The organism is Stutzerimonas decontaminans, from assembly GCF_000661915.1.
Lineage (GTDB): Bacteria > Pseudomonadota > Gammaproteobacteria > Pseudomonadales > Pseudomonadaceae > Stutzerimonas > Stutzerimonas decontaminans.
The window spans coordinates 2,307,938-2,333,784 of the sequence record NZ_CP007509.1 but is presented as its reverse complement, the minus strand read 5'-3'; the positions used below and the strand labels follow the sequence as shown (position 1 = coordinate 2,333,784).

Here is a 25,847-nt window from a genome sequence, read left to right as displayed (position 1 = left end):
GAGCACCTTATTTCTTATAAGCGAGTTCCCTCGCGTTAGGGTCGCGCTACCTTCGAGTCGTTGAAAAACATGACGCTTGTGGCGGTGGTTTTTCAGCGACCGGGTAACGACGATTCCAATCCGCCTCTGGAGCCTTACGCAGCGCCGAGGTCGGCAGGCGCATTGCAAGACTCGTGCTAGAGCGTTGCGCGGTTATAACCGCGACGGTCGGAAGCGTGGATGCTACCACTGCATTCGCTCGTTGGGCTCAGGGCAATCGCGCCAGATTCAATGATCGAATCGACGAGAAAGCAGACCGAACGGTCAAACCCTGGCAACTCGCCCCCAGCAAAGAACGAACGGCGCGGAAAGCGAAATCAGCGTAGCCCACTCTGGTGCGCTTGCCAGTCGTGCTTGATGCGCTTTGGTGCACTCATCAGTGCGATGGCGATATGGCGTCGAGTTGGTGCAACCGCGCGCGCGCACCAGCCAGTGCATGGGATCGGTCAGAAATCGCGGCGGTAGAACACGTCCAGGGAGCTGGCCAGGCCGCTGGCCGCTTCGAGGAAGATCCGGCGGGTCAGTTGATAGCGCAGCGCGATGGTGTTCGATGGCTCGAATACGCCGACGCCATAGCGCAATGCCAGCCGTTCGGTCAGGCGTCCGGTGGCGACCACGCTTGTACCGGCTCCGGTGCCCTCGGTGTCCAGCTGGAAATCCTGGATCCCCAGGCGTTGCGCCAGCCCACCGGTGATGGATGAACTGCCGGCCAGGCCGAGACCCAGCGCCGCCTGCGCCAACAGGTTGCTATCGCCAGTGTCCGCACCCAACGGCCTGCCTAGCACCAGATAGGCCAGCGCCTGCTCCTGACTCATGGCCGGCTCGGAAAACACATCGATCCGCGGCTGCTCGGCACTGCCGGTAATGCGCAGGCCGGCTACAACATTCTCCGCCTCGATTCGACGTATCGCTTCGATATTGAGGAACGGTTGGCTGATCAGGCCAGTAAACAGCAACTCGGCACGGCGGATGGTCAACCGTTGGCCATAGGCGCGGTAGCGGCCGTTCTTCAGCTGCAGCTCGCCCCGTGCATCGAGGTTGTCGCCGATGTGCAGATACCCGGCGAGATCGGCAGTCAGGCCGAAACCGGTGAAGCGCAGACGATCCTGCCCCACCTCGACATCGATGTCCATTTTCACCGCCAGCGGCGTAGCCGGTTCTTCGGCCTCGCGGCCAACGATGACCGTGTCTTCCGAGACCCTGACCGTCGTCGGCGGCAGCTCGCGGACGGTGATTGCACCCCGCGGCACTGCAACCCGCCCACTGACGGCGAGGTCCTGGCCGCTCAGCACGATACGCAGATCGGGCTCGACTTCGAGATCCGCGTAGGGCTCGACCACCAAGGGCAAGCGACTGCCTTTTATGGCCAGGTCCAGGTCCAGCGCATCGCGCCAATCCAGCGTGCCGCTCAGATTGCCGCGCCCTTGATCGCCGGCGCGCCAATCGCCGTCGATGCTCAGCCGCTCACCTTCGATCAGCATGCGCACGCGAAGGTTCTCGAATGTCGTCGGCAGCTCGCTGCCGGCTATTTCGCCACCACTGAGCAGTAATTGGCCGTTGAGGGTCGGTTGCTGAAGGCTGCCGGAGAGCTGCCCGCTGCCGTTCAGCTGGCCCCGCAAGCGCTCCACCATCGGCACGAACGGCCGCGCTACGGCGAGATCGAAGCCGCTTAGGCGAAACTCGCCATTGATTGGCTTGTTTTCCGGGCGCGGATCGATGCGCACCTGCACGTCGAGATCACCCAGCTCTCCACCCTGGAAGCGCAGCTCGCTATCGATCCGCTCAGGCAGCAGGCGGCTGTTGAGCACAAGCGTCTGGTACGGGAAGTCATGCCATTCATCCGCGTCACGGATGCGCAGCACGCCGGGCCCGGCATCAACCTGAACGCGACCGTTGGGACCGCTGGCGGGAATATCCAGTTCGATATCCGCATTCAGTTCACCCTGCCAGCGAAAGTCATCGGGCAGGTATTCGGCCAGGGACTGCAGTGCGAAGTCGCGCAGCCGGTAACGAATCCGTGGATCAGGCATGATGCGCTGATCTTCGGCGCAGAGGCTGGCTGGGCCGGAGAGCCAGCAATGCGCGCCGAGCTCCAGCCGGCCGTCGGCGAAGCGCTGCAGCGTAGCCGGTCGTTGCAATGCCCAGTTCTGCTGCTCCGCACTGAGCTCGCCACGCAGCAAACGTCCGATCCAATCATCACCACGCAGACCACCGTCGAAGGCCAGCGCCAGGTCGAGCAGCGGGCCCTGCAGCTGCAAGTCAGCCTGATGCTTATCCGCTGTGCCTTCCGCCCTGACCTGTAGAGCGCCAAGATCGGTCTCACCGGCACGAATGCGTTCCGCGTTGAGCACCAAATGGCCGCGCTCACCGTCGGATAGCTGCCCCTGGACACGGAGGCGACGCAGTCGATTGTCCTGGTAAGCGAGATTGCGCCCATCGAGCTCGACCTGGCCGCTGGGCGCCGCAGCTGTGCCCCCCAATGTCACCTTACCGTTCAGTTGGCCGCGAAGACCCGGCCAAAGCTGCGCCAGGCGGCGCAATTCCAGCTGCACTCGCCCGTCCAGTGTTTGCGCCCAGACGCCCTCACCGTGCACACGGTTGTCGCCCATGCGCAGGTCGATGAGCGGTAGGTTCCAACGCTCGCCCTCGCCGCTGGCCTGCAACTGGAGACTTGTGTTCTGCCCACGCAGGCGGCCTTTTATATCGAGGCGCGCCTCGGCCTGCAGGCGCTCGTCGCGCAAGCCACCCTGGCTTTGCAACGTGCCGCCGAGGTTGCCCGGCAACTCCGCCAGCCAGTACGCCGGATCGAGATCGCTCAGGGCCAGATCGGCTTTCCAGTCGATGCCATCGGCGAACCCGATGCTGACCGAACCCGTGGCACTCCCCTGCCCGGCTCGCAGTTCCAGTTGCGGCAGGTGGACCGCCTCGAGATTACCGCTGACCGGGCTGTTCAGCGTGAAGTCCCCAGCCGGACCGGTCATGGCTGATTCGAAGTTACCGAGGTAGTTGCCATCCTCGTACTGAATTTGTGCCTTGAGTTCGCGCAGCGTTACCGGTGGCTCTTCGATCTCTGGATACAGGCGCCGCCAGGGGAAATCGCGCCAGAGCAGATCGGCGTTCGCGGCCAAGCCGTTCTGCCAGTCGATATCACCAGTCAGGCGTACGTGACGCTGTTGGCCGGCGTCCAATTCCAGCATGGCGATCTGCGCGCCGGTGGTGCTGACGATACCTTCGAGCGCGACCCGCACGGCGCCGCCATCTCCCGGTAAACGGGTGGTGCCAAGCAGACGATAGCCGTCCTGCATATTGCCGCTCGCCGTCAGCTCCAGATCATCCAGGCGCAAGGTTTCCGGCAGATCAGGCAGCGCCTTGAAACCGTCCGCATTCAGCCTGACGGTCGCAGGCAGCTGCTCGTCTAGTGCACGCAAATGACCGCTGAGGCTGCCCTGCAGGTAGCCCTGACTCTCGACCTGCAACTGCAGCTGCTCGCGCAGATCCCCTTCGATGGCGATCATCAGTGCCCAGGGCTGTTCGTCCGGAGACTGCAACGCAGCCTGCCCTTGCAGTTGCAGCGGCCAGTTACCGCTGGGTTGCAGGCGGCCGGTCAGCGTCAGATCGAGATCATCCCGGCGCACATCCAGACGCTGTATATCCAGGCCGTCAGCACGCCAGTTCGCCTGCAGCTGCAGGCGCCGCAATTGCTCGGCGTCATTGAGCGTCACCTGCCCAAATTCGATGCGCTCTACCTGCAAAGCCAACGGCAGGTCGATATCCGGCAGGCTGAAAGGCTCGGCGTTGGGGTCCGGTTCGCTCGGCGGAAAATTGAGCTCGATATTCCCCGTCACCAGCTCATCGATACACAGGGTGCGTTTGAGCAGGCAAGCCGGCGACCAGGCGAGTCGGGGCTGCTGAACCTCCACGCGGCTGCCATCCTGTTCCCAAATCAGTCGATCGGCCTGCCAGCGTTGGCCGAGGCGCCCTTCGAACGCCTCGACCGTCAGACCAGGTACCTGCGTCAGCAACCAGCGACTGCCGGCCGACGTACCAAGCAACGTGCCGAGCGCGACGGCCAGCAACAAGACCAGCCCAAGCAATGTCCAGCCTAGGCCACGCAATATCCGCCTCACAGCTCAGGCCCCATGGAAAAGTGCAGGCGGACACCGCCTTCGCTATCCAGTGGATGAGCGAGGTCGACGCGGATTGGACCGACCGGTGAAACCCAGCGCACGCCAACACCAACGGCGCTTTTAAGCGTGGGAATCTCCAGCGAGTTGAAGGCATTGCCCTGGTCGACAAAGGTCGCGACGCGCCATTTCTCGGCGATCGAGTACTGGTACTCCGCGCTGACGGCGAACTGGTAGCGACCACCGATCTTGTCGCCGTCGGAGTTGGTTGGCGACAGGCTCTGATAGTCGTAGCCACGCACGCTCTGATCGCCACCGGCGAAATAGCGCAGCGATGGCGGCACGTTGACGTATTCATCGGTCCAGTTGCCACCAAGCTGCACCCTGCCGAGAAAACGATGGCGCTGGCCGAGCGTAGTGAGTCCGCGCAGCAGCACGTTGGCGTGAACCAGATCAGCATCGGACAGCACGCCGGACTTGGCTGCCGCCACTTCGAACTGCAGACGGTAGCCGTGGCCAGGATCGATGCGATTGTCGCTGCGCAGATAGCTGTAGGCGATGCCAGGCATCAGCAGGGTGCTCAGCCCCGAATCATCGCCAAGCTTGTATTCCTCGTGCTGCCACTTCAGCGATAACACACGCAACCAGCCGCTGGGCAAGCGGCTGTGCCACTCCGGACCGACTTTAAGCAAGCGGCTCAGGCTGTCCGTACCGGCAATCTCCTCGTACTGATAACCCCCAACGAAGCGCAGCTTGTCGGTCAGCGGTGGATCAAGGGGAATGTCGTACCAGAGGCCGACGTTCTGCCGCGGTGCCGATAGTTCGGTTTCGGCACCGTAGCTGTGGCCCTGTGGGTTGACCCAATGTCGGGTCCAGTTCATTCGTATACGCGGCCCGACATCCGTCGAGTAACCCAGGCCAAGGCCGAACGTCCGCGGTTTGCGCGTCGTGAGTGCCACCGCTACGGGAATGCGCTGCTCACTGGCGCTGGTTGGGTTGGCATCAACGCGAACACCTTCGAAATAGCCACTCGACTGCAATGCCTGGCTAAGCTCGGCGATCAGTTCGGAGTCGTAGGGGGTATCGGCATCGAACGGCACCATGCGCCTGAGCAGGTCGTCATCGAACGGTGCATCGCCTTCGAACTGCACATCGCCCAGGCGATAGCGTGGACCGCTGTCGAATACCAATTCAACGTCTGCTGTGTTTTCCCGCGGGTCGACCGCCAGGCGCTGGCGAGTGAAGCGGCCATCGAAATAACCATAGCGCGAGGCCTGGTTGAGGAACTGCTGCTTTACGTCCTCATAGCGTCCGTGATTGAGCACATCGCCCTGCCGTAGGGTGCGCTGGGCGACGCGAAAGCCGGAGAACTCTGCTGCCGGCCCGTCCAGGCGGACGGTGATGTTGCGCAGGCGAACTGGCTCACCGGTCTGCACACGCAAAACCAGGGTCGGCTCATCACCTTCACGGACATCGGTTCGGATTCTACTGCGGTAGTAGCCCAGCGCTTGCAGAGCCTTCTCCGCCTGGCGTTGAGCAACCCTGCTGTAGCGCAGCAACTCGTTGGCATCGCGATCGCCCAGCTCACCGATGTAATTCTCGATGTTCTCGCGAAGTGCCCGGTTCTGCGGCTCGATACGAACGTCGAGTTCAGCGGCGCTGGCTTGCATGCCGCTTAGCACCAGGAGTGCGGCTACCAGCGGGCCGATTCGGTTGGATTTGCACATGGCGCGCAATGCTATCACGGGCTCTGCGGCAGGCCCGAACACGCGGGCTAGACAGTATGTAAGGTGACTTTGCGGGGGGACGGGCATCAACTGACATCGCGTGGCTTCAGACCAGTCAGACTGGTCTGCCCGAATAAAATTCGGCCACACCTAACGCGCCGCTTCCATCCGCCTGGGTGCCGGATGGAAAAAGATGTGCTCGACCACCGGCCCAACGGCGATCTGGCCGATCTCCTCGTAGCCCTGCCGTTGATAGAAATTCAGGTAGCGCGGGTTACCGGTGTCGATCACCAATCCCCGAGAGGTTTCATCTTCGGCACACCATTCGTGCACGGCTTGCAACAGTTGCTCGCCGTAATGCTGCCCCTGGAACTGCGGATGTACACCGAGCAAAGGCAACAGATGCACTGCTCCGGCAGGTAGACAGGCCAATACCGCCGCGTGGTAATCCAGATAGCGGCGCGTGCAACGAAACCCTGCCGTCAACAACATCCGCGCCCGCCAGGCCCAGCTTTCGGTGATATCCAACCGACGCTGGGGCGGCGCTATCAGCGCGACGGCAATCAGCCGATCATCCAGCAGCAGGCCAAGCGCCGGCTGTTGCTGCAAAAAATGCTGATTGACCAGCTCCCGCACCGTGGCACGGACCCGTTGCTGGTAGCCCGGACGGTCGGCTTCGAACAGGTAGGCGAAGGTCGGTTCATGGCGGTAGGCGTGATACAGCAACGAGCGGGTTTCGCGGTCATAACCACTATCGAGCGTGCGAACCTCGGCAAACATCGGCATGGCAACTTCTCGGCTTTCTTATGGAGGACTGCTTGCAAGTTAGCAGCGCTTGGCCCGCCCCGCCACGCGGTTGAATCACCGGCCCAAGCGCGCCCATCAGCAGATGATGCAGATGCTGGCGCAACGCGCTGCATCGCAGCAGGCGTCTCGGCAGTTGGTAAGCCTGGCGCCACCTCTCTAGAATCACGTCTTCGTGATCACAATGGATCGGCAGTTCCAGCAGCGCCGCGCCCGCGGTGCCAGAGCCGATCACAGCCACTACGGAATACCATGAAAATCATCTCTTTCAATATCAATGGATTGCGCGCACGACCTCATCAGCTCTCTGCGATCATCGAAAAACATCAACCTGACGTGATCGGCCTGCAGGAAACCAAGGTGTCGGACGAGCAGTTCCCGCAGGCGGAGATCGAAGCACTCGGCTATCAAGTCCACTTTCATGGGCAGAAGGGACATTACGGCGTCGCCCTGCTCTCCCGCCAGGCACCGTTGGAGATTCACAAAGGCTTCCCCACCGATGGTGAAGAGTCGCAGAAGCGCTTCATCTGGGGTCGCTTCGCCGATGCCAATGGCCAGCCGGTAACCGTGATGAACGGCTATTTTCCCCAAGGGGAAAGCCGCGCTCACCCTGTGAAATTTCCTGCCAAGACCAAGTTCTATGCCGACCTGCAGGCATTGCTCGAGCAGCAGTTCCGCCCCGATGAATCCCTGGCGCTGATGGGCGACTTCAACATATCACCGCAAGATTGCGACATCGGCATCGGTGAAGTGAACGCCAAGCGCTGGCTACGTACCGGTAAGTGCAGCTTTCTACCTGAAGAACGCGAATGGCTCGAGCGTCTGAAAGCCTGGGGGCTGCAGGACAGCTTCCGCACGCTCAACCCTGACGTGGTCGACCGCTTCAGCTGGTTCGACTACCGCAGCCGCGGCTTCGAGGATGACCCGCGCCGAGGGCTGCGTATCGACTACATCCTGACCACCGCGGCGCTACACCAGCGCGTCACCGATTGCGGCGTCGATTACGAGATTCGGGCTATGGAGAAGCCCTCCGACCACTGCCCGGTCTGGATTGAACTCCGCTGACTCGCAATGGTGAATGCCTTGGCTGTCATTTTTCGGTAACCAAATCGTCTTAATCTCGCGGCCTTCTACAAGGAGGTCGCAAGATGACATCACGCTCAGTTGGACGGTTTCGAAATCGGGCGCTGCCCCTGTTGTTGCTCGCATTGGGCTGCGTGTCGAACACTGGTCTTGCGGCCCTGCCGATCCCGGCAGACGGCTCGCCCGTTTTGCGCATCCAGGGCTCCAACACGGTAGGCGCCAAACTTGCGCCCATGCTCATCGCCGGCCTGTTCGAGGCGGAAGGCTATGAGGAGGTGAGCATCCGCCCGACCGAGGTGGAAAACGAGCAGCGGATCAGCGCTCGCACAGCTCAAGGCAAGCAGGTCTACGCCACTATTGCCGCACACGGAACCGGAACCGGCTTCGCTGGGCTGAAGAACGGCCAGGGCGATCTCGCAGCGGCCTCCAGGCCAATCAAGACCGGCGAGCGCACCGAGCTGGCCGGCCTGGGCGACATGCGCAGTGCCAAAGCGGAGCAGGTCATCGCCATCGACGGTCTGGCCATCGTGGTACATCCCGGCAACGCGCTCGCTTCGCTGACGACCGTCCAGCTGGCGGCGCTTTTCGCAGGCGAGATCCGCAACTGGCGCGAGCTTGGCGGGCCGGACCTGCCGGTTCGGCTACACGCTCGCGATGATCGCTCGGGCACCTACGACACATTCAACGAGCTGGTATTGGCTCGCCAGGGCAAGACACTCTGGAGCGATGCGAAACGCTACGAGTCAAACGACGAGCTGTCCCGTGCCGTTACGCTGGACCCCGGCGCCATCGGCTTCACCGGCCTGGCCTCGCTCGGCAAGGCCAAAGCCCTGGCCATCGCCGATGGCGACTCACAACCAATGCCTCCCTCCCGCGCCTTGGTCGCAACTGAGGATTATCCGCTATCGCGCCGGCTGTTCCTCTATGCCCATCCGCTCAAGCAGTCCCCGTGGACCGAGGCCTACATCGAGTTCATCCATAGCAGGGCCGGCCAGAACATCGTCGAGCGATCCGGCTACGTCGCCCAGCACGTCGAGGCGATCCGGCAAACCGCACTCGTCGACATGCCCGTTTTCTATCAGCAGCTGGCGAGCGAAGCCCAGCGCCTGACGGTCAACTTCCGCTTCGAGGAAGGTAGCGCCCAGCTGGACAACAAGGCCCAGCGTGACCTCGAGCGGGTGGCTGAATACCTGCGCGACAATGGCAAGCTCACTGACAGCGCCGCGCTGGTGGGCTTCGGCGACGCGACGGGCGATCCGGCGCGTGCCGCACTCCTCTCCAAGCTGCGCGCGATGACCGTGCGCCGCGAACTAAACAAACGCGGCGTGTTTCTCAAGGAAATCAACGGAATGGGCTCTGAACTTCCAGTCGCCTCTAACGATGCGGGCAGCGGCCGGGTGAAGAATCGTCGGGTCGAAGTCTGGGTGTACTAGCAAGCCACGCAGCGATGTATCCGCGTTCAGCCAGCGAGACCTGGAACCCTGTGAAACCGAGCCTGAACAAGACCTGAAAACAGCCTTAAGGCGTCCTGGTCGGTTCTCGAGCACGCCCGCCCTTGCCGCAAGCCGCCCTGTAGCAGGGAGCTAGTTGCGAATGACCGTTTAGCGCATTCCGCCCATAGCGCCATAAAAAAGCAAAGCCACTGTTCGTGGCTTTGCCTTTGGTCCTGCGTGTGCGCCGGGCAACCCTCAGCGGCTACGCAGCGCCTCGCGCGGCACGTACTTGCCCAGCTCGTGGCGGGCAATCGCCACCCTATGCACCTCGTCCGGGCCATCGGCCAGGCGCAGCGTGCGCTGCATCGCCCACCAGTGCGCCAGCGGGAAGTCCTCGGAAACCCCGGCACCACCGTGGATCTGGATGGCGCGGTCGATGACCTTCAGCGCGACGTTGGGTGCGACGACCTTGATCTGCGCGATCTCGCTGGCGGCGATCTTGTTGCCCACGGTGTCCATCATGTACGCCGCGTTCAGTGTCAGCAGGCGCGCCATGTTGATCTCGATGCGGCACTCGGCGATGTAATCGAAGTTGGCACCCAGCCGGGCCAGCGGCTTGCCGAAGGCGGTGCGGCTGACGGCGCGTTCGCACATCAGCTTCAGTGCACGTTCCGCAACGCCGATCGAGCGCATGCAGTGGTGAATGCGGCCCGGGCCAAGACGGCCCTGAGCGATCTCGAAACCGCGGCCTTCGCCGAGCAGGACGTTCTCGTAAGGCACGCGCACGTTTTCCAGCAGCACCTCGGCATGGCCGTGCGGCGCGTCGTCGTAGCCGAACACCGGCAGCGGGCGCAGCACCTTCACGCCGGGGGTATCCATCGGCACCAGGATCATCGAGTGCTGGGCATGGCGCGGCGCGTCCGGGTTGGTCAGGCCCATGAAAATCATGATCTTGCAGCGCGGGTCGCAAGCACCGGAGGTCCACCACTTGCGACCGTTGATGACCCACTCGTCACCCTCGCGCACCGCCCGGGCTTCCATGTTGGTGGCGTCGGACGAAGCCACGCCCGGCTCGGTCATGCCGAAGGCCGAACGGATTTCGCCGCGCAGCAACGGTTCCAGCCACTCGCGCTTCTGCGCCTCGCTGCCGTAGCGCACCAGTACTTCCATGTTGCCGGTATCCGGCGCCGAGCAGTTGAAGGCTTCCGGGCCGAGGCCCGAGCTACCCATGATTTCCGCCAGCGGTGCGTATTCGGTGTTGGTCAGGCCCGCACCCAGTTCCGATTCCGGCAGGAACAGATTCCACAGCCCCTCGGCCTTGGCCTTGGCCTTCAGCTCCTCGACGATGGCAGTCGGCTGCCAGCGGTCACCTTCGGCGACCTGCTGGTAGAACACCTTTTCGGCGGGATAGACGTGAGCATCCATGAACGCTTGCACGCGCTCTCTCAGCTCTTGAACCTTCGGGGAGTAGGCGAAATTCATGGGCGACAACCTTCTGGCAGGTAATGTTTTGTAGTTTTGAATGCTAGAGGAGGCCTGGTGATTTATCTAAGCTATTTTCCTCGTGTATAAACATTCATCACCGATATATGATCGGCGAATTCCGATACACGCCGGAGAGCACAACAATGAACCTGAACAAGGTCGATCTGAATCTATTCATCGTCTTCGACGCCATCTACACCGAAGCGAACCTGACACGCGCCGGGCAGATCGTCGGCATCACCCAGCCCGCAGTTTCCAACGCCCTCGCCCGCCTGCGCGAAACCTTCAACGATCCGCTGTTCGTGCGCACCGCGCAGGGCATGGTGCCGACGCCAATGGCGCAGAACATCATCGGCCCGGTGCGCAATGCGCTGCAGCTGCTGCGGGTGTCGGTGCAGGAAAGCCGGACCTTCAGCCCGGCGCAGGCGAACAAGACCTTCCGCATCAGCATGACCGACCTCACCGAGGCGGTGATGCTGCCGCCGCTATTCCAGCGCCTGCGCCGACTGGCACCGAACGTGAAGATCGAGAGCATGCTGGCCAAGCGTCGCGAGACGACCAAGGAACTGGCTGCCGGCCGCCTGGATTTCGCCATGGATGCACCGCTCAACACCGATCCGCAGGTGCGTCACGTCAAGCTGCTGGAAGATCGCTACATCTGCGCCATGCGCCGCGGCCACCCGCTGGCCAAGGACAAGCTGACACTGGAGCAGTACCTGTCGCTGTCGCACATCCATATTTCCAGCCGCCGCAGCGGGCTCGGTCTGGTGGATCTGGCGTTGGGCAAGATGGGTCTGCAGCGCAAGATCGCCCTACGCTCGCAGCACTACCTGATGGCAACTCAGGTGATCGACCAGACCGACATGGCGGTGACCGTTCCCGAGCGTTTCGCCCGGCGGCACAACCTGCACCAGGTCGATCTGCCGGTGGATATCCAGCCGCTGGAAACCCACATCTACTGGCATGAAAGCACCGATCAGGACCCGGCCAACCGCTGGATGCGCGAGCAGATGATCGAGATCGCCCAGCAGGTCACTGCGCAGCAGGATCTCTGATGCCCTGGCGGGTGAAATCCCGCCTCAGGCGCTGTCGCGCATCACCACTTCGAAACCCACATCGATACAACGCTCGGCAGGCTGCTGACCCCGCATCAGGCTCAGCAGCATCTGCGCCGCCAGCTCGCCGATCTCGCCGCGCCGGGTGCGCACGGTGCTCAGCGCCGGGTGCATCCAGGCCGCCGCCGGCAGGTCATTGAAACCGGCAATCGCCAAACGCCCCGGCACGTCGAGCCCCAGCTGATGGGCGCGGAACAGCGCCCCGAGGGCCAGGTCGTCGTTGTTGAAGAACACCGCGTCGATCTGCGGATGCTGCGCCAGCAGCCGATCCAGCAACTCCGCACCGAGACCGATGGACGACAGCTGCGGCGTCAGCAGTTCCAGAGTCGGTTCATAGCGCCCGGCCTGGCGCATGGCCTGGCGGTAGCCTTCGGCCCGCTGCAGGGTCCGCGGGTCGAGCTGCGCCGCGGCAAAGGCAACGTGACGATAGCCGCGCTCCAGCAGCGTGCGAGTCATTGCCACGCCGGCTTCCAGTTGCGAGAAACCTACGCAGTAGTCATCCGGCCGTTCGCTCAGCTCCATCAGCGTGACCATTGGTGCGGTGTAGTTGGCTGGCACCGCACGCGCGGCGTCGCTTCGTTCGAACCCGGTGATCAGCAGACCGGCCGGCTGATGCGCCAGATAGGCGCGCAGCAATCGCTCGTCCTCTTCGGGGCGATAGTGGCTGACGCCGATCATCATCTCGTAGCCCGCCGGCATCAGCACGCGCTGGATGGCCTCGACCGTGTCGACGAACACCGCGTTGGACAGCGAGGGGATGATCACCGCCACCAGATTGGAGCGCGAACTGGCCAGGCTGCGCGCCGCGGGATGCGGCACATAGCCAAGCGCCTTGACCGCCTGCTCGACACGCTCACGCAACGCATCGGAAACCAGATCCGGTTGCGATAGCGCGCGGGATGCCGACATCAGCGAGCAGCCGGCGCTACGTGCGACATCCGAGAGGGTTATCCGCTCGGCAGAGCGGCGACGGCGTGTGGTCATGCGCGTTCCATTGGTCGAAAGCGGCGGATTCTAGCAGCGGGCATTCTGGGGGCGCCTCCTAAGGTGCGGCCTTTTCCACTTCGGCCTGCACCTGATCGAACAGGTCCTGGCCGACCGCATCGATCACCGTCTGGATCGCCGGATGCGCCTGCTCACGCATGCGCTGGATTTCCTCCGGGGTGACCTCGTTGATCTGCATGCCGTGCTCCTTCAGTGCTGCCAACGCCTGACTGGCCTCGCGACGGGTGTCCTCGCGCTCGGCATCGCGTGCCTTTTTCGCGGCGTCCATGAGGATGCCCTGCTCGGTCGCGGACAGCCCGTCCCACCAGCGCTTGGAAACCGTGACGATCCAGGGGCTGTAGACGTGATTGGTCACGCTCAGGTACTTCTGCACTTCATAGAACTTGGACGAGAGGATGGTATTGAACGGGTTTTCCTGGCCGTCCACGGCCTTGGTTTCCAGCGCCGTGAACAGCTCGGAGAACGGCAGCGGCACCGCGTTGGCGCCCATGCGCTTGAAGGTGTCGATGAACACCGGGTTGGGCATCACGCGCAGCTTGATGCCATTGAAGTCCTCAAGCTTCTCTATCGGCCGCGCGCTATTGGTCACGTTGCGAAAACCGTTCTCCCAATACACCAGCCCGACCAGGCCTTTCTCCTCGAGCTTGTCCATCACCTGCCTGCCTACCGGGCCGTCCAGTACCTGATCCGCCTGGCGCGGATCGGTGAACAGGAACGGCGTATCCCACACCGCCATCTCCTTGCTGATGCCAACCAACGTCGCGGTCGAGCCGACCATCATCTCCTGCGCGCCGCCGATCAGTGCGTTCTGCATCTGGTCGTCCGAACCGAGGCTGGCGGAGGCGAAGGTGCGCACCTTCAACTTGCCGCCGGAGGCCTTGGCCACTTCCTCAGCCAGCAGCTTAGCCGCCCTGCCCTGGTTGCTGTCTTCGTTGAGGCCGTAGCCGAAGCGGATCATGCGTGGGCGGATGTCGTCCGCGGCCTGCGCGTAACCGAGGCTGAGTGTGCTGCCGAGCAAGGCGGCGGCCAGGGTGTTGATGAGAAGTCGTTTCATGTCGCGTTACCTTCTTGTTGTTGGACGTTGGTTTATTGAGCGCTTGGTTGCACGACCGGCGTTACCGCAGCCAGGCCAGGGGTACGGTGATGATCGAGGGCACGGCGATAAGCAGCCCGACGATCACCAGATAGATAAGGAAGAACGGCATGACGCCGCGCACCAGGGTTTCCATGCGCAGCCGGCCGATGCCGCCGACCACGTTGAGCACAGTGCCCACCGGCGGCGTGATCAGCCCGATGGAGCCGATCAGCACGAACATCACACCGAAGTACACCGGGTCGATGCCGGCCTTGATCGCGATCGGCGCCAGCACCGGACCGAGGATCAGGATGGTCGGGGTCAGGTCCAGCACCATGCCGACGGCGATCATCAGCAGCATGATGGCGACCATCAGCAGTTTCGGGTCCTGCGCCAGCGGGCCGAGCATCGTGGCGATCTCGTCGGGCAGTTGCGCCAGGGTGATCATGTACGCCGACACCGTTGCGGCGGCGCAGAGAAACATCACCGAGGCCGTGGTGCGGCTGGCACGGGTCAGCACCTCGACCAGCCCGGCCCAGTTCAGCTCGCGGTAGAGCAACGTCGAAACGGCCAGGGCATAGACGGCGGCGACCACGGCGGCTTCGGTCGGGGTGAACAGACCGCCACGCAGCCCGCCGACGATGATTACCGGCAGCATCAGCGCGGCGGCACCGTCGACCAGCACGCGGCGGCGTTCGGCGGCGCTGGCCTTTTCCTGTTTCGGTTCGTCGATCCGCCGGGCGATCAGCGTCCAGGCGACGATCAGGCCCATGCCCATGATCAGCCCCGGCACCATGCCGGCGAGAAACAGCTGGCTGATCGACGTGCCGGTCACCACGCCGTAGATCACGAACGGCATCGACGGTGGGATGATCGGCGCGATGATCCCGCCCGCCGCCACCAGACCCGACGATGAACTCAGCGGATAGCCGCGCTCGCGCATCATCGGCAGCAGCAGCGTCGCCAGCGCGGCGGTATCGGCCAACGCCGAGCCGGACATGCTCGCCAGCAGCACCGAGGCGGCAATCGCCACGTAACCCAGGCCGCCACGCTTGTGACCGAAATAGGCCTGCGCCATGGCGATGATGCGCCGCGAGATGCCGCCGGCATTCATCAGTTCGCCAGCAAGGATGAAGAACGGCACCGCCAGCAGCGGGAAGCTGTCGGCACCGGCCTGAAGGTTCTGCGCCAGCAGTTGCACGTCCCAGAAATCCAGGTACCACATCAGCACCGAGCCGGTGAGCAGCAGCGCGAAGGCGATGGGCATGCCAAGGGTCATGAAGCCCAGCAGCGATGAAAGGAAGACGACGACGGTCATACAAGTTCCTCGGTTGGGCAGTGCCCGTATTGTTCTGAATGCGGCGTCGCTTCAGTCCGCGGTGACATTCGCAGCGGCAGTGGCCGATGGCTGATCGCGCCGCCAGACATTGACCAGCTGCAGCAGCGCGAGCACCGCCAGCGCCACCATGCTGGCCGCCACGGGCAGCATCGCCAGGCCGAGCGGATAGCCGACTACCGGGCTGTTGATGGTCCAGCCGAACTGCATCTGGTTCCAGCCGCCCCAGGCCGCCAGGCAGCTAGCTCCAGCCACCAGCAGCCAGCTGATGGAGTCGACGACGCGGCGGAACAGCCGCGGGAAACGGTCGCGCAGCATGGAAAAGCTCATCAGCTCGCCGCGGCGCATGCTCGAAGCGACGCCGACGAACACCAGCCAGACGAACGCCAGCCGCGACAGCTCCTCAGCGCCGGTCAAACCGGTACCGAATGCGTAACGCAGCACCACGCTGGAAAACACCACGATGACCATGAAGGCCATCAGTGCGGCCATCAGCCAGTCGGTCAGGCGGTCGAAGTGCTGCGCGACCGTGCCGCCGTAGATCGGCTCGTTGGTCAGTGGCGGCGCCGTGGTAGCGCTATCAAATGGACGCGAAGAAAGATCGACCCGGGTTTCGATCAGCTCATCCAGTCCGCTGCCCTGCATCCATTCGACGATCTGGCGCAAGACGACCTCGCGCGGTTGACTGGCATCCACCGTCAATACGCCGGGTTCGCCCTCGGGTGATTCGAGAGTGGCGAACTGGCTGTCGACCAGGGAAATCGGCATGAAATGCCCCGGCCTTCCGCCGACGCGCTGCACGGCAGTTTCGTAATCGATGGCCAAATGGGCGAAACGCAGCTCTGGAACAGCACTGCGCAGCAATTCCCGGTAGCTGCGCTTGAGCGCCGAGCAAGCCAGCACGAAGCCGCTGCCCGCCTCCAGGGTGCGCTGCATCTCGGCGATCAACGCGTGCAGCCACTCCACGCGATCGGCGTCGGACAGCGGCGTACCGGCACGCATGCGCGCCACGTTTTCCGCCGGATGAAAGTTGTCCGCTTCGATGTGCGGCAAGCCGAGCGCGTCGGCTACGGCGTGGCTGGTCTCCGTCTTGCCGGAACCGCTGACGCCCATGACGACCAGCACCGGAAGCGCGGAAGCCTTTGAGGTATGCACTGAAGGCATGCGAGGAATCCATTGTTTTGCTTGTTTGGCCGGATGTTAGCGCTATCAAATGACACGATAAAACTACCGCTCGTCGACCGATAAGTCACAAAACGGCTGCATCGAAGCGCTATCCCGTTCGACATTCGCCGCGGCACGACTACAATCGCGCCCCTGTGCAATCAAGGACACCGAGCATGCCCAAAGCAATGTGCCGCCACATTCTGGTCAAGACCGAGGCCGAAGCCGCGCAGCTGAAAAAGCGCATCGCCAATGGCGAAGCCTTCGACGTGCTGGCGCGCAAATACTCGACCTGCCCGTCCGGCAAGAAAGGTGGCGATCTCGGCGAAGTGCGCCCCGGGCAGATGGTGCGCAGCATCGATCAGGTGATCTTCAAGAAGCCGCTGCGCGAAGTGCACGGCCCGGTGAAAAGCCAGTTCGGCTATCACCTGGTGCAGGTGTTCTACCGCGACTGAGCCAGCGCTCAGCCAAAGCGCTGCAGCTGCATTTCCCGCAGACGACTCAATGTGCGGCGGAATGGAAACGCCAGATAGCCCTCGGTGTACAGCTCATCCAGCGCCACTTGTGCCTCGATATACAGCGGAATCCGCCGGTCATAGCACTCGTCCACCAGCGCGATAAAGCGGCGCACGGCATCATCCCGCGCGGCGAGCCTGGGCAGCTGGCGGTCGCCCGCCTCGACCCGCGCGGCTCCATCCTCGGTGCCGCGGGCAATGCGCCCATCGCGCTGCCTGCCGCCCAGCCTGGGCAGGTCACCAATCAGGATCGCCGTGAAACGGTCGCACAGCTCGATGAAGTCCAGCGCTGAGAATGGCTGCTCGCAGAGATCAGCGAAGCGGCACCAGAGCACCAATTCGCTACGCCGCACGACGTCGAGCTGGCGGCGGCTGAGGGCCAGCGGCTCGGCACTGACCGATCCAGCGGCGAGCGCCTCGAACGTCGCCTCCAGTGCGCTGCTGTTGTCGGGCTGTGCGATCCAGTAGCGCTGCAGCGCAGCGCCGGGACGCAGGCGGTGATCGGCGCCACCATCCACATCCACCACATGCATGTGTTGCACGATGGCGTCGATGGCCGGCAGAAAGCGCTCGCGATTGAAGCCGTCGGCATACAACTGCTCCGGCGGTTGATTGGAGGTGGCGACGATCACCACGCCGTGCTCGAAGAGCAGCTGGAACAGGCGCCCCAGGATGATCGCGTCGCCGATGTCGCCGACGAACAGCTCGTCGAAGCAGAGCACGCGAATCTCTTCAGATAGTTCTTTGGCCAACGCCTGCAACGGATCGGCCGTGCCGTTGAGCTGGAACAGTCGGATATGCACCCAGCGCATGAAATGATGGAAATGCTGCCGCCGCGACGGAACCGTCAGGCCTGCGTGAAACAGGTCCATCAGCCAGGTCTTGCCACGTCCGACCGGACCCCAGAGATAGACACCAAGCGGCAGCTCCGCACATGAAACCAGTGCCTCATGACAGGCCTGGAGCCGCGCGACAGCGCGCTGTTGAGCCGCATCGGGTACGAACCCGTCTTGCGCAATGGCCTGCTGATAACGTTCAAGGGGCGAGTCGGCGTGCATGATCGTCCGGCGCAAAAGCCGCCATGGTAGCGCACGCCTGTGCGCGATCGCTCAGTTGTGCCCGTCCTGCAGCAGTCGCTCGGCCTGGGCGCCGAGCTGCTCAAGCAGCATCGCCTGCGCCGGCAGCGGCTGCTCGTGAACACGGGTCACTGCGTAGACCGGCACGCTGATGGCCGGCTCGAGCAGACGGGTCTGCACCTCGCCGCCAGTGGCCGCCAGTGCGGTGAACGGATCGACCAGCGCCACGCCCTGTCCCGACGACACCAGCTGTCGCGCCAACTGATAAGTCTGCACCCAGGTAACCACGCGCGGCGGCGGATCGAGCTCCTCGATGTGGCCGCGCAACAGGCTGCCCAGGGCATCGCGGGCGTCGATACCGATCAGCGCTTTACCCGCTAACGCCTGCAGCCGCAGCGGACGATGCAGTTCATCCGGCTGCCACCAGCCAGGCGGCGCGATCACACGCATACGGCCCTCGGTCAACAATTGGCTGCGCAGTCCCGGATGCTCCACGGCCTGTGACGTCAGCCCGAGATCGGCTTCACGCAGCAACAGCGCCTCGACGATTTCCGCCGTGTGCTGCGTGGCGAGCTGACAGACCGTACGTGGAAATCGCTCGCGCCAGGCGCGCAGCGCCTGTGGCAGCAGCGCCTGAGCCAACGCCGGGGTGCAGATCAGGCGCAATGCGCACTCCTCGCCCCGGCCGAGGCTGTCTGCAAGGCGCCGCAGACTCTGCAGGTCGATGGCCAGGCGTTCGGTCTGCTGCTGCAACACGCGTGCCTCGGCGGTGGGCTGCAGCTTGCCGCGCACTCGGTCGAACAGTGCAAAGCCCAGCTGCTGCTCGGCATGCTTGAGAATCTTGCTCGCCGCCGGTTGGGAGATATGCAGCAGCTCGGCCGCGGCCGTCAGGCTGCCGGTTTGCAGGATCGCCTGGAACAGTTCGATATGACGCAGCCGCATGCATGTCCCTCCTTCAGTCGATCGAGCATAACCGCAGGTTATGGGAGCGCTCCATCCTTTCATTGGCCGTCCCGCTGGCCGACGTCTTAGGCTGCGCTGATCGAGTCGGAGGAGCGGTTGTATGCGGGTAGCAGTCATCGGCGCAGGGGTCATCGGGCTTGCCACGGCCTATTCATTGGTGCGCCAGGGGCACAGCGTGGAGCTGATCGAACGGCGCGACGATGTCGCTCTGGAGACCAGTTTCGCCAATGGTGGGCAGCTCAGCTACCGCTATGTTTCTCCCCTGGCCGATGCCGGCGTGCCGCTGCAGGCGATTGGCTGGATGCTGCGCGGAGCCGATGCCCCGTTGCGCTTCCGACCCCAGGCGAGCCTGCATCAGTGGCGCTGGTGTTTGCAGTTCCTGCTGGCTTGCCGGCGTTCGGTCAACCGGCGCAACGCGGCTCACTTGCTGCGGCTCGCCCTGCACAGCCAGCAGATCCTGCGCAGCTGGCGCGAACAGGACCAGCTGGACGGCTTCGCCTGGCGCGCCAACGGCAAACTGGTGATCTATCGCGATCAACACAGCCTGCACAAGGGCGCAGCGGCCATTGACGACGATTCCGGGCAGCGGCTGCTGGACGCCGCGCAATGCGTCGACGTCGAGCCGGCGCTGGCACCATTGGCGGCATCGCTGCACGGCGGCATCTATTCGCCCGGCGACGAGGTTGCCGACTGCCATCTGTTCTGCACCGAACTGCTGCGGCGACTACGCGCATCACCTCGGTTTCGTCTGCATACCGGGCAATCGGTGAGCGCATTGCGCAGCGAAGGCAAGCACGTTCGCGCGGTCGTATTCGGGCGCGATGAGATCGCCATTGACCATCTGGTAGTGGCGGCCGGCACCGGCAGCGTCGGACTGCTTCGGCCACTGGATATCGACCTGCCGATCTACCCGCTCAAGGGTTACAGCCTGACCGTTGGGCTGACCGACCAGAACCGCGTGCCGCAAACCAATGTCACCGACTACGACAACAAGGTTGTCTACGCCCGCCTCGATGACCAGTTGCGCGTCGCGGCGATGGTGGATATCGCCGGCTGGGATGCCGGGCTCGACCAGCAGCGCATCGCTACCCTGCAGCGTCTGGCTGGTGCCACCTTCCCCGGCGCCGGCGACTACCAACGCGCGCGGCAATGGGCAGGCCTTCGCCCGGCCACGCCCCAGGGCACACCCCTGCTCGGCCGCAGCGGATTCGAAAATCTATGGCTCAACGTCGGCCACGGCAGCCTCGGCTTCACCCTCGCCTGCGGTAGCGCCGACCTGCTCGCCAGCGTAATCGGCGGATCACCACCCACCGTTTCCCTGGACGGCTTGAGTCTGCCCGCCTGACCACTCCAAAGAGGAAACCGATATGCCCTTGCACCGCATCGAGAGCAATCCGCGCATGTCCGCCGCGGTCATTCATGCAGACCTTGTGTTCCTCGCCGGCCAGGTGCCGGACGACCGCGGCCTGGATGCCGCCGGACAGACCCGCGAGGTGCTGGCGAAGATCGACCGGCTGCTGGCCGCCGCCGGCTCCAGTCGCGAAAACCTGCTCAGCGCGCAGATCTGGCTGAAGGACATCGACGCCGACTTCGCCGCCATGAACGAGGTCTGGAGCGACTGGCTGCCAGCAGGCTGCGCACCGGCACGGGCGACGGTGCAGGCGCGTCTGGCCTCACCCGAGGTGCTGGTCGAGATCATGGTGATCGCCGCACGCGCCTGACCACAGCGGTCTATCGTTCCTGCGCCGGCCACACCGCAGTTGCAACCACCCACAATACAAACAAGAGGGAACCGCAATGAACCACCAGATCCGTAACGGCCTGTTCGGCATCACCCTGGCCGGCGCACTCGCCGGCGCTTTGGTCAGCACCAGCGTGCTGGCGCAGGAGCGCTTCATCACCATCGGCACCGGAGGGCAGACCGGCGTGTACTACACCGCCGGCCAGTCGGTGTGCCGCTTCCTCAATCGTGCCGAAGTGAAGCCCGCCATCAAATGCAACGCACCCTCGACCGCGGGCAGCGTGACCAACATCGTCTCCTTACACAAAGGCGAGTACGACTTCGGCTTCATCCAGTCCGACCATCAGCACAAGGCGCTGCAAGGCCTGGCGCCCTTCGACAAGGAAGGCGCGGTCGAACTGCGCGCCGTGTTCTCACTGCAATCGGAGATTCTCACCGTGGTCGTCCGCAACGACAGCGGCATCACCGATCTGGCCGGACTCGAAGGCAAACGGGTGAACATCGGCGTGCCCGGATCAGGCAGTCGCGACACCTTCGAGGAAGTCATGCAGGCCAAGGGCTGGACGAATGCCAGCTTCGCCCTGGCCGCGGAACTCAAACCGGCGGAAATGGCTTCCGCCTTGGGTGACAACAACCTGGACGCCATCACCTATGTGGTCGGCCATCCGAGCGGTGCAATCCAGGAAGCCTTGACCAATGTGAAGGGCAGGATCATTCCGGTGCGGGGCGCCGAGATCGACAGCCTGCTGGCCAAGGCCGATTACTACAGTGCCGTGGAAATCCCCGCCGGGCTCTACCCGGGTGTGGACGGCGCCATTCCGTCGATCGGCGGTAAGGCCGTGCTGGCAACCACCAGCAAGACCGACCCGGAGGTCGTCTATCAGCTGGTCAAGTCGGTATTCGACAACCTCGACCGGTTCAAGCGTCTGCATCCGGCCTTTGCCGATCTCAAAGCCGAAGACATGATTCGCGTCGGCCTGACTGCGCCACTGCACGAGGGCGCCGAGCGTTATTACAAGGAGAAGGGTTGGCTGTAAGAAGCTGCCATCAGCGGGCGACAGCGCCCGCTGATGTACAGATTCAGAGCTCCATGGACAGACTTACGCTCAGGTTGCGCGGCTCACCCGGCATGACCCAGACATTGCTGTAGGAACGCTCGTAGTAGGTCCGGTCGAAAGCGTTGTTCAGGTTCATGCCGAGGGTCAGCTTTTCCGTCGCCTTGTAGCGCGCCAGCAGATCCACGGTCGTGTACGACGGCAACTCGAAGTCGCTATCGGCCTGCCCTGCCCGGTCACCCACGTAGTTCACCGCGCCGCCAATGGAGAGCCCGCTGAGATCGCCATCGAGGAATTCGTAGGTAGTCAGCAGGCTGCCGCTGTGGCGTGGCACGTTGAGCAGCCGGCTGCCGCTAGCCAGGGTGTTGTCGCGAGTCACCTCGGCATCCACGTAGGCATAGCCTCCGATCACCCGAATCGCGTCGGTCAGCTGCCCGGCCAGCTGCAGGTCAATCCCGCGACTGCGCACCTCACCCGCTGCTATCTGAAAACCGTCGTTCACCGGGTCGCTGGTCAGCACGTTTTCCTTGGTCAGATGGAAGGCGGCGGCGGTGAGCCCGAGTCGTCCATGGAACAGGTCGAGCTTGACCCCAGCCTCATAACCCACGCCCTCTTCTGGATCGAACGTCGCGCCGCTGAAGTCCGCACCATTGTTTGGCTTGAACGACTGAGAGGCGTTGGCGAACAGCCCGACCTCCGGCACCAGCTGATAGAGCACGCCAACACGCGGCGTAACCTTTTCATGGGTCTGCTCGGTGCGCCGGCCGGCAACCTCATTGTCCAGGCGTTGTTCGTAGTGATCATAGCGGGCGCCGATAACGCCAAAGAGCTTGTCGGTAAAGCGAATCTGGTCCTGCAGGTTCAGCGCCCGGCTATGCACCAGCTCATTGCGGTCAACCGTACGCGCCGGGTTGAACGCCGGACGCGGTGCACCGTAGACCGGGTTGTAGAGATCGATGGTGCGCAGGTTGTTGGAGCGCAGCATGGATTCGCTCAGGGCGTAGCGCTCGTACTCGGTGCCGATCAACAGCTGATGCTCGATCGAGCCGGTATCGAAGCGCCCGCGCAGCTCCAGCTGGGTGATTGCGTCCTGCCAATCGTAGTCGCGATAGCGCAGGTTGCGTGTCAGGGTGCGGTCATCGTCGGCAACCGCAGCCGCTTCGGTGGCGTAACCGTCCATCCGGCCCTGCTTGTAGTGGCTGGCCAGGCGCAGGGTCCAGACCTCGTTGAGGTCGTGTTCGAGTTCGGCCTGCAGCGTTTCGTTGTCGTTGCTGATCGGCCCATCCGAGGGCTCGCCATAGAAAGCTGAGCGGGACACCTTGCCCAGGTCGCCTCCCGGCGCGACCACACCGCGATCGAAGGTCTGGCGGTTGCGCACCACCTCAGCCTGCACCAGTAATCGCGTGTCTGGGCTCAATTCCCAGCTGAAGGACGGCGCGACGAACTGGCGCTCAGCCTCGCGGTGGTCGCGGAAACTGTTGTTGTCTTCGACGGCGATATTCATGCGATAGAGCATGTTGCCGTCTTCATCGAGTGGCGTATTCACGTCCAGCGCGGTGCGATAGCGATCCCAGCGACCGGCGCTTAGATCGAGACGGGCAAAGCTGTCCAGCTGCGGCCGCTTGCTGACGATATTGATCGTGCCGCCCGGATCGCCGCGTCCGTAAAGGCTGGCAGAAGGCCCCTTGAGCACTTCGACCCGCTCGATACTGGAAGCATCCGGCGGGTTCATGTAACCACGGTTGACGCTGAACCCATCTTTATAGAACTCACCGGTGGTCAACCCGCGCACGCTGTACTCGTACATGGTCAGGCCGCCGAAATCGTTCTGCCTGGCGACGCCGCCGGCGAAATCCAGCGCCTTTTCGACGCGTGGGCTGTCCAGATCCCGCAGCACGGATGCTGGAACGACGCTGATCGACTGAGGTATTTCCTCGATGGGCGTGTCGGTTTTCGTCGCGCTGCGCGAGCGGTTGGCACGGTAGCCCTGAACCGGTCCATCGGCGCGTTCCTGATCGGCCGTGATGATGACCGAATCCAGTACCGCCGCGTCCTCTGCCACAGCCAGCGGCGCACCCGCCAGCATCAATGCCGCTCCGCAACCCGCCCATTTCACTACCGCACTTGCGTTATTCATGCTTTAACTCAGATACCGATGTTATATCGTAACAATGCTCTCTGTTTGGCATCCGGGTGTCAATGAAACGATTCGCATCCGCTCGAGCTCGACGACCGCTACCGGGCGATTCTGGGTTGCCTCGTCAGCCTGTCCTTACGCCGGCCAGTGCAGCTATGCGACAATGCGCGGCTGAAGTTCGGTAGCCACCCCGCATTCATCCGGCAGCAGGCGCAAACGCCCACCGTTGTCATTCACCTCAAGAATCGCTGGATCGACCAGCTCCCTGTCGGAGCGAGCTGGACCGCTGAGTATTGGTATCGGATCGGTATCAGCCTGATTCACGCAGCCACACGTCATTGATAGGTAAGCCCTTGATCTCCACCGCCAACATCACCATGCAGTTCGGTGCCAAGCCGCTGTTCGAAAACGTTTCCGTCAAATTCGGCGGTGGCAACCGCTATGGCCTGATCGGCGCCAATGGCTGCGGCAAGTCGACTTTCATGAAGATTCTCGGCGGCGATCTGGAGCCATCTGCAGGTCAGGTGATGCTCGAACCGAACGTGCGGCTGGGCAAGCTGCGCCAGGATCAGTTCGCCTACGAAGAATTCAACGTCATCGACACGGTGATCATGGGCCATGAGGACCTGTGGAAGGTCAAGGCTGAGCGCGACCGCATCTACTCGCTACCGGAGATGAGCGAAGAGGACGGCATGAAGGTAGGCGAGCTCGAAGGTGAGTTCGCAGAGATGGATGGCTACACCGCCGAATCCCGTGCCGGTGAACTGCTGCTTGGCCTGGGTATTCCGCTGGAGCAGCACTTTGGCCCGATGAGCGAAGTCGCTCCCGGCTGGAAGCTGCGTGTGCTGCTGGCCCAGGCGCTGTTCTCCGATCCAGATGTGCTGCTGCTGGACGAACCGACCAACCACCTGGACATCAACACCATCCGCTGGCTGGAAACGATTCTGACGGCGCGTAACAGCACCATGATCATCATCTCCCACGACCGCCACTTCCTCAACTCGGTCTGCACCCACATGGCCGACCTGGACTACGGCGAGCTGCGCCTGTTCCCGGGCAACTACGACGAGTACATGACCGCCGCGACCCAGTCGCGCGAGCAGCTGCTGTCGGACAACGCCAAGAAAAAGGCACAGATCGCCGAACTGCAGACCTTCGTCAGCCGCTTCTCGGCGAACGCCTCCAAGGCCAAGCAGGCCACCAGCCGCGCCAAGCAGATCGACAAGATCCAGCTGGCCGAGGTCAAGCCGTCCAGCCGTATCAGCCCGTTCATCCGCTTCGAGCAGACCAAGAAGCTGCACCGCCAGGCGGTGACCGTGGAGCGTCTGTCCAAGGCGTTCGACGACAAGGAGCTGTTCAAGAACTTCAGCTTCACCGTCGAGGCCGGCGAGCGCGTGGCGATCATCGGTCCGAACGGTATCGGCAAAACCACCCTGCTGCGCACCCTGGTCGGCGAGCTGACTCCGGACAGCGGTAGCGTCAAGTGGACCGAAAGCGCCGACTACGGCTATTACGCCCAGGACCACGCCCACGACTTCGAGGACGACGTCAGCCTGTTCGACTGGATGGGTCAGTGGACCCAGGGCGGCGAGCAGCTGGTGCGCGGCACCCTCGGCCGCATGCTGTTCTCCAATGACGAGATACTCAAGTCGGTGAAGGTCATCTCCGGTGGCGAGCAGGGTCGCATGCTGTTCGGCAAGCTGATTCTGCAGAAGCCCAACGTGCTGGTGATGGACGAACCGACCAACCACCTCGACATGGAATCCATCGAGGCACTCAACCTGGCACTGGAGAACTACCCGGGCACGCTGATCTTCGTCAGCCACGACCGTGAGTTCGTCAGCTCGCTGGCGACCCGCATCATCGAACTTTCCGAAAACGGCGTGACCGACTTCAGCGGCAGCTACGATGACTACCTGCGCAGCCAGGGCGTAATCGTCTGACCTTCTGCGATTGATGAAGCGGCCTTG

General features: G+C 63.2%; 19 protein-coding genes. 8 read left to right on the top strand and 11 right to left on the bottom strand.

Features of this window, described 5'->3' with window-relative positions:
- Positions 1 to 485: 485 nt before the first annotated feature.
- From UIB01_RS10800 to UIB01_RS10790, 3 genes are all read right to left on the bottom strand, one after another.
- A complete protein-coding gene (locus UIB01_RS10800) occupies positions 486 to 4,166 on the bottom strand; it encodes a translocation/assembly module TamB domain-containing protein (protein WP_038660013.1) in 3,681 nt (1,226 codons plus the stop codon).
- Positions 4,163 to 5,833 carry an autotransporter assembly complex protein TamA gene (locus tag UIB01_RS10795; RefSeq protein ID WP_180983625.1) on the bottom strand — a complete coding sequence of 557 codons (1,671 nt, stop codon included), beginning with the start codon at positions 5,831 to 5,833 and terminating at the stop codon, positions 4,163 to 4,165. The genes UIB01_RS10800 and UIB01_RS10795 overlap by 4 nt, the downstream gene beginning before the upstream one ends.
- Positions 5,834 to 6,040: 207 nt before the next feature.
- Entirely contained in the window at positions 6,041 to 6,676 is a 636-nt protein-coding gene (locus UIB01_RS10790) for a GNAT family N-acetyltransferase (RefSeq protein ID WP_038660007.1), read from the bottom strand.
- Between the two features lie 270 nt (positions 6,677 to 6,946).
- On the opposite strand from UIB01_RS10790, the gene xthA reads away from it, so the two are divergent.
- Both xthA and UIB01_RS10780 read left to right on the top strand, forming a co-directional pair.
- Positions 6,947 to 7,759, top strand: coding sequence for an exodeoxyribonuclease III (gene xthA / locus UIB01_RS10785; protein ID WP_038660004.1), 813 nt, complete (start codon positions 6,947 to 6,949; stop codon positions 7,757 to 7,759).
- Between the two features lie 83 nt (positions 7,760 to 7,842).
- Entirely contained in the window at positions 7,843 to 9,210 is a 1,368-nt protein-coding gene (locus UIB01_RS10780) for a phosphate ABC transporter substrate-binding/OmpA family protein (RefSeq protein ID WP_038660002.1), read from the top strand.
- Between the two features lie 255 nt (positions 9,211 to 9,465).
- On the opposite strand, the gene UIB01_RS10775 is transcribed toward UIB01_RS10780, so the two are convergent.
- Positions 9,466 to 10,692, bottom strand: a complete 1,227-nt coding sequence (locus UIB01_RS10775; RefSeq protein ID WP_038659999.1) for an acyl-CoA dehydrogenase — start codon at positions 10,690 to 10,692, stop codon at positions 9,466 to 9,468.
- A gap of 146 nt (positions 10,693 to 10,838) precedes the next feature.
- Here UIB01_RS10775 and UIB01_RS10770 point away from each other — a divergent pair, with 146 nt between their 5' ends.
- Complete coding sequence (locus UIB01_RS10770) at positions 10,839 to 11,750, top strand: LysR family transcriptional regulator (protein ID WP_015276945.1); 912 nt, start codon at positions 10,839 to 10,841, stop codon at positions 11,748 to 11,750.
- 24 nt (positions 11,751 to 11,774) lie between these two features.
- Here UIB01_RS10770 and gntR read toward each other — a convergent pair whose 3' ends face one another.
- The 4 genes from gntR to UIB01_RS10750 form a co-directional block, all read right to left on the bottom strand.
- Positions 11,775 to 12,794: an HTH-type transcriptional regulator GntR gene (gntR, locus tag UIB01_RS10765; RefSeq protein WP_038659996.1), complete on the bottom strand. Its 1,020-nt coding sequence runs from the start codon at positions 12,792 to 12,794 to the stop codon at positions 11,775 to 11,777.
- A gap of 58 nt (positions 12,795 to 12,852) precedes the next feature.
- Complete coding sequence (locus tag UIB01_RS10760) at positions 12,853 to 13,869, bottom strand: TRAP transporter substrate-binding protein (protein WP_038659993.1); 1,017 nt, start codon at positions 13,867 to 13,869, stop codon at positions 12,853 to 12,855.
- Between the two features lie 61 nt (positions 13,870 to 13,930).
- Entirely contained in the window at positions 13,931 to 15,208 is a 1,278-nt protein-coding gene (locus UIB01_RS10755; RefSeq protein ID WP_038659991.1) for a TRAP transporter large permease, read from the bottom strand.
- Between the two features lie 51 nt (positions 15,209 to 15,259).
- Complete coding sequence (locus UIB01_RS10750) at positions 15,260 to 16,390, bottom strand: gluconokinase, GntK/IdnK-type (protein ID WP_038659988.1); 1,131 nt, start codon at positions 16,388 to 16,390, stop codon at positions 15,260 to 15,262.
- 176 nt (positions 16,391 to 16,566) lie between these two features.
- Here UIB01_RS10750 and UIB01_RS10745 point away from each other — a divergent pair, with 176 nt between their 5' ends.
- Positions 16,567 to 16,845, top strand: a complete 279-nt coding sequence (locus UIB01_RS10745; RefSeq protein ID WP_003285081.1) for a peptidylprolyl isomerase — start codon at positions 16,567 to 16,569, stop codon at positions 16,843 to 16,845.
- Between the two features lie 8 nt (positions 16,846 to 16,853).
- On the opposite strand, the gene zapE is transcribed toward UIB01_RS10745, so the two are convergent.
- Entirely contained in the window at positions 16,854 to 17,963 is a 1,110-nt protein-coding gene (zapE, locus tag UIB01_RS10740; RefSeq protein WP_038659986.1) for a cell division protein ZapE, read from the bottom strand.
- 51 nt (positions 17,964 to 18,014) lie between these two features.
- Entirely contained in the window at positions 18,015 to 18,923 is a 909-nt protein-coding gene (locus UIB01_RS10735; RefSeq protein ID WP_038659983.1) for a LysR family transcriptional regulator, read from the bottom strand.
- 121 nt (positions 18,924 to 19,044) lie between these two features.
- Between UIB01_RS10735 and UIB01_RS10730 the strand changes: the two genes are divergently transcribed.
- From UIB01_RS10730 to UIB01_RS10720, 3 genes are all read left to right on the top strand, one after another.
- On the top strand, positions 19,045 to 20,289 hold the full coding sequence (locus UIB01_RS10730; RefSeq protein WP_038659980.1) for a D-amino acid dehydrogenase: 1,245 nt from the start codon (positions 19,045 to 19,047) through the stop codon (positions 20,287 to 20,289).
- 22 nt (positions 20,290 to 20,311) lie between these two features.
- Positions 20,312 to 20,665, top strand: a complete 354-nt coding sequence (locus UIB01_RS10725) for a RidA family protein (protein ID WP_038659977.1) — start codon at positions 20,312 to 20,314, stop codon at positions 20,663 to 20,665.
- Between the two features lie 76 nt (positions 20,666 to 20,741).
- Complete coding sequence (locus UIB01_RS10720; RefSeq protein WP_080695080.1) at positions 20,742 to 21,722, top strand: TAXI family TRAP transporter solute-binding subunit; 981 nt, start codon at positions 20,742 to 20,744, stop codon at positions 21,720 to 21,722.
- Positions 21,723 to 21,765: 43 nt separating this feature from the next.
- Here the strand turns inward: UIB01_RS10720 and UIB01_RS10715 are convergent, their stop codons facing one another.
- Positions 21,766 to 23,826 carry a TonB-dependent siderophore receptor gene (locus tag UIB01_RS10715; RefSeq protein ID WP_051605075.1) on the bottom strand — a complete coding sequence of 687 codons (2,061 nt, stop codon included), beginning with the start codon at positions 23,824 to 23,826 and terminating at the stop codon, positions 21,766 to 21,768.
- Between the two features lie 404 nt (positions 23,827 to 24,230).
- On the opposite strand from UIB01_RS10715, the gene UIB01_RS10710 reads away from it, so the two are divergent.
- Positions 24,231 to 25,820 carry an ABC-F family ATPase gene (locus UIB01_RS10710; RefSeq protein ID WP_038659971.1) on the top strand — a complete coding sequence of 530 codons (1,590 nt, stop codon included), beginning with the start codon at positions 24,231 to 24,233 and terminating at the stop codon, positions 25,818 to 25,820.
- Positions 25,821 to 25,847: the final 27 nt, after the last annotated feature.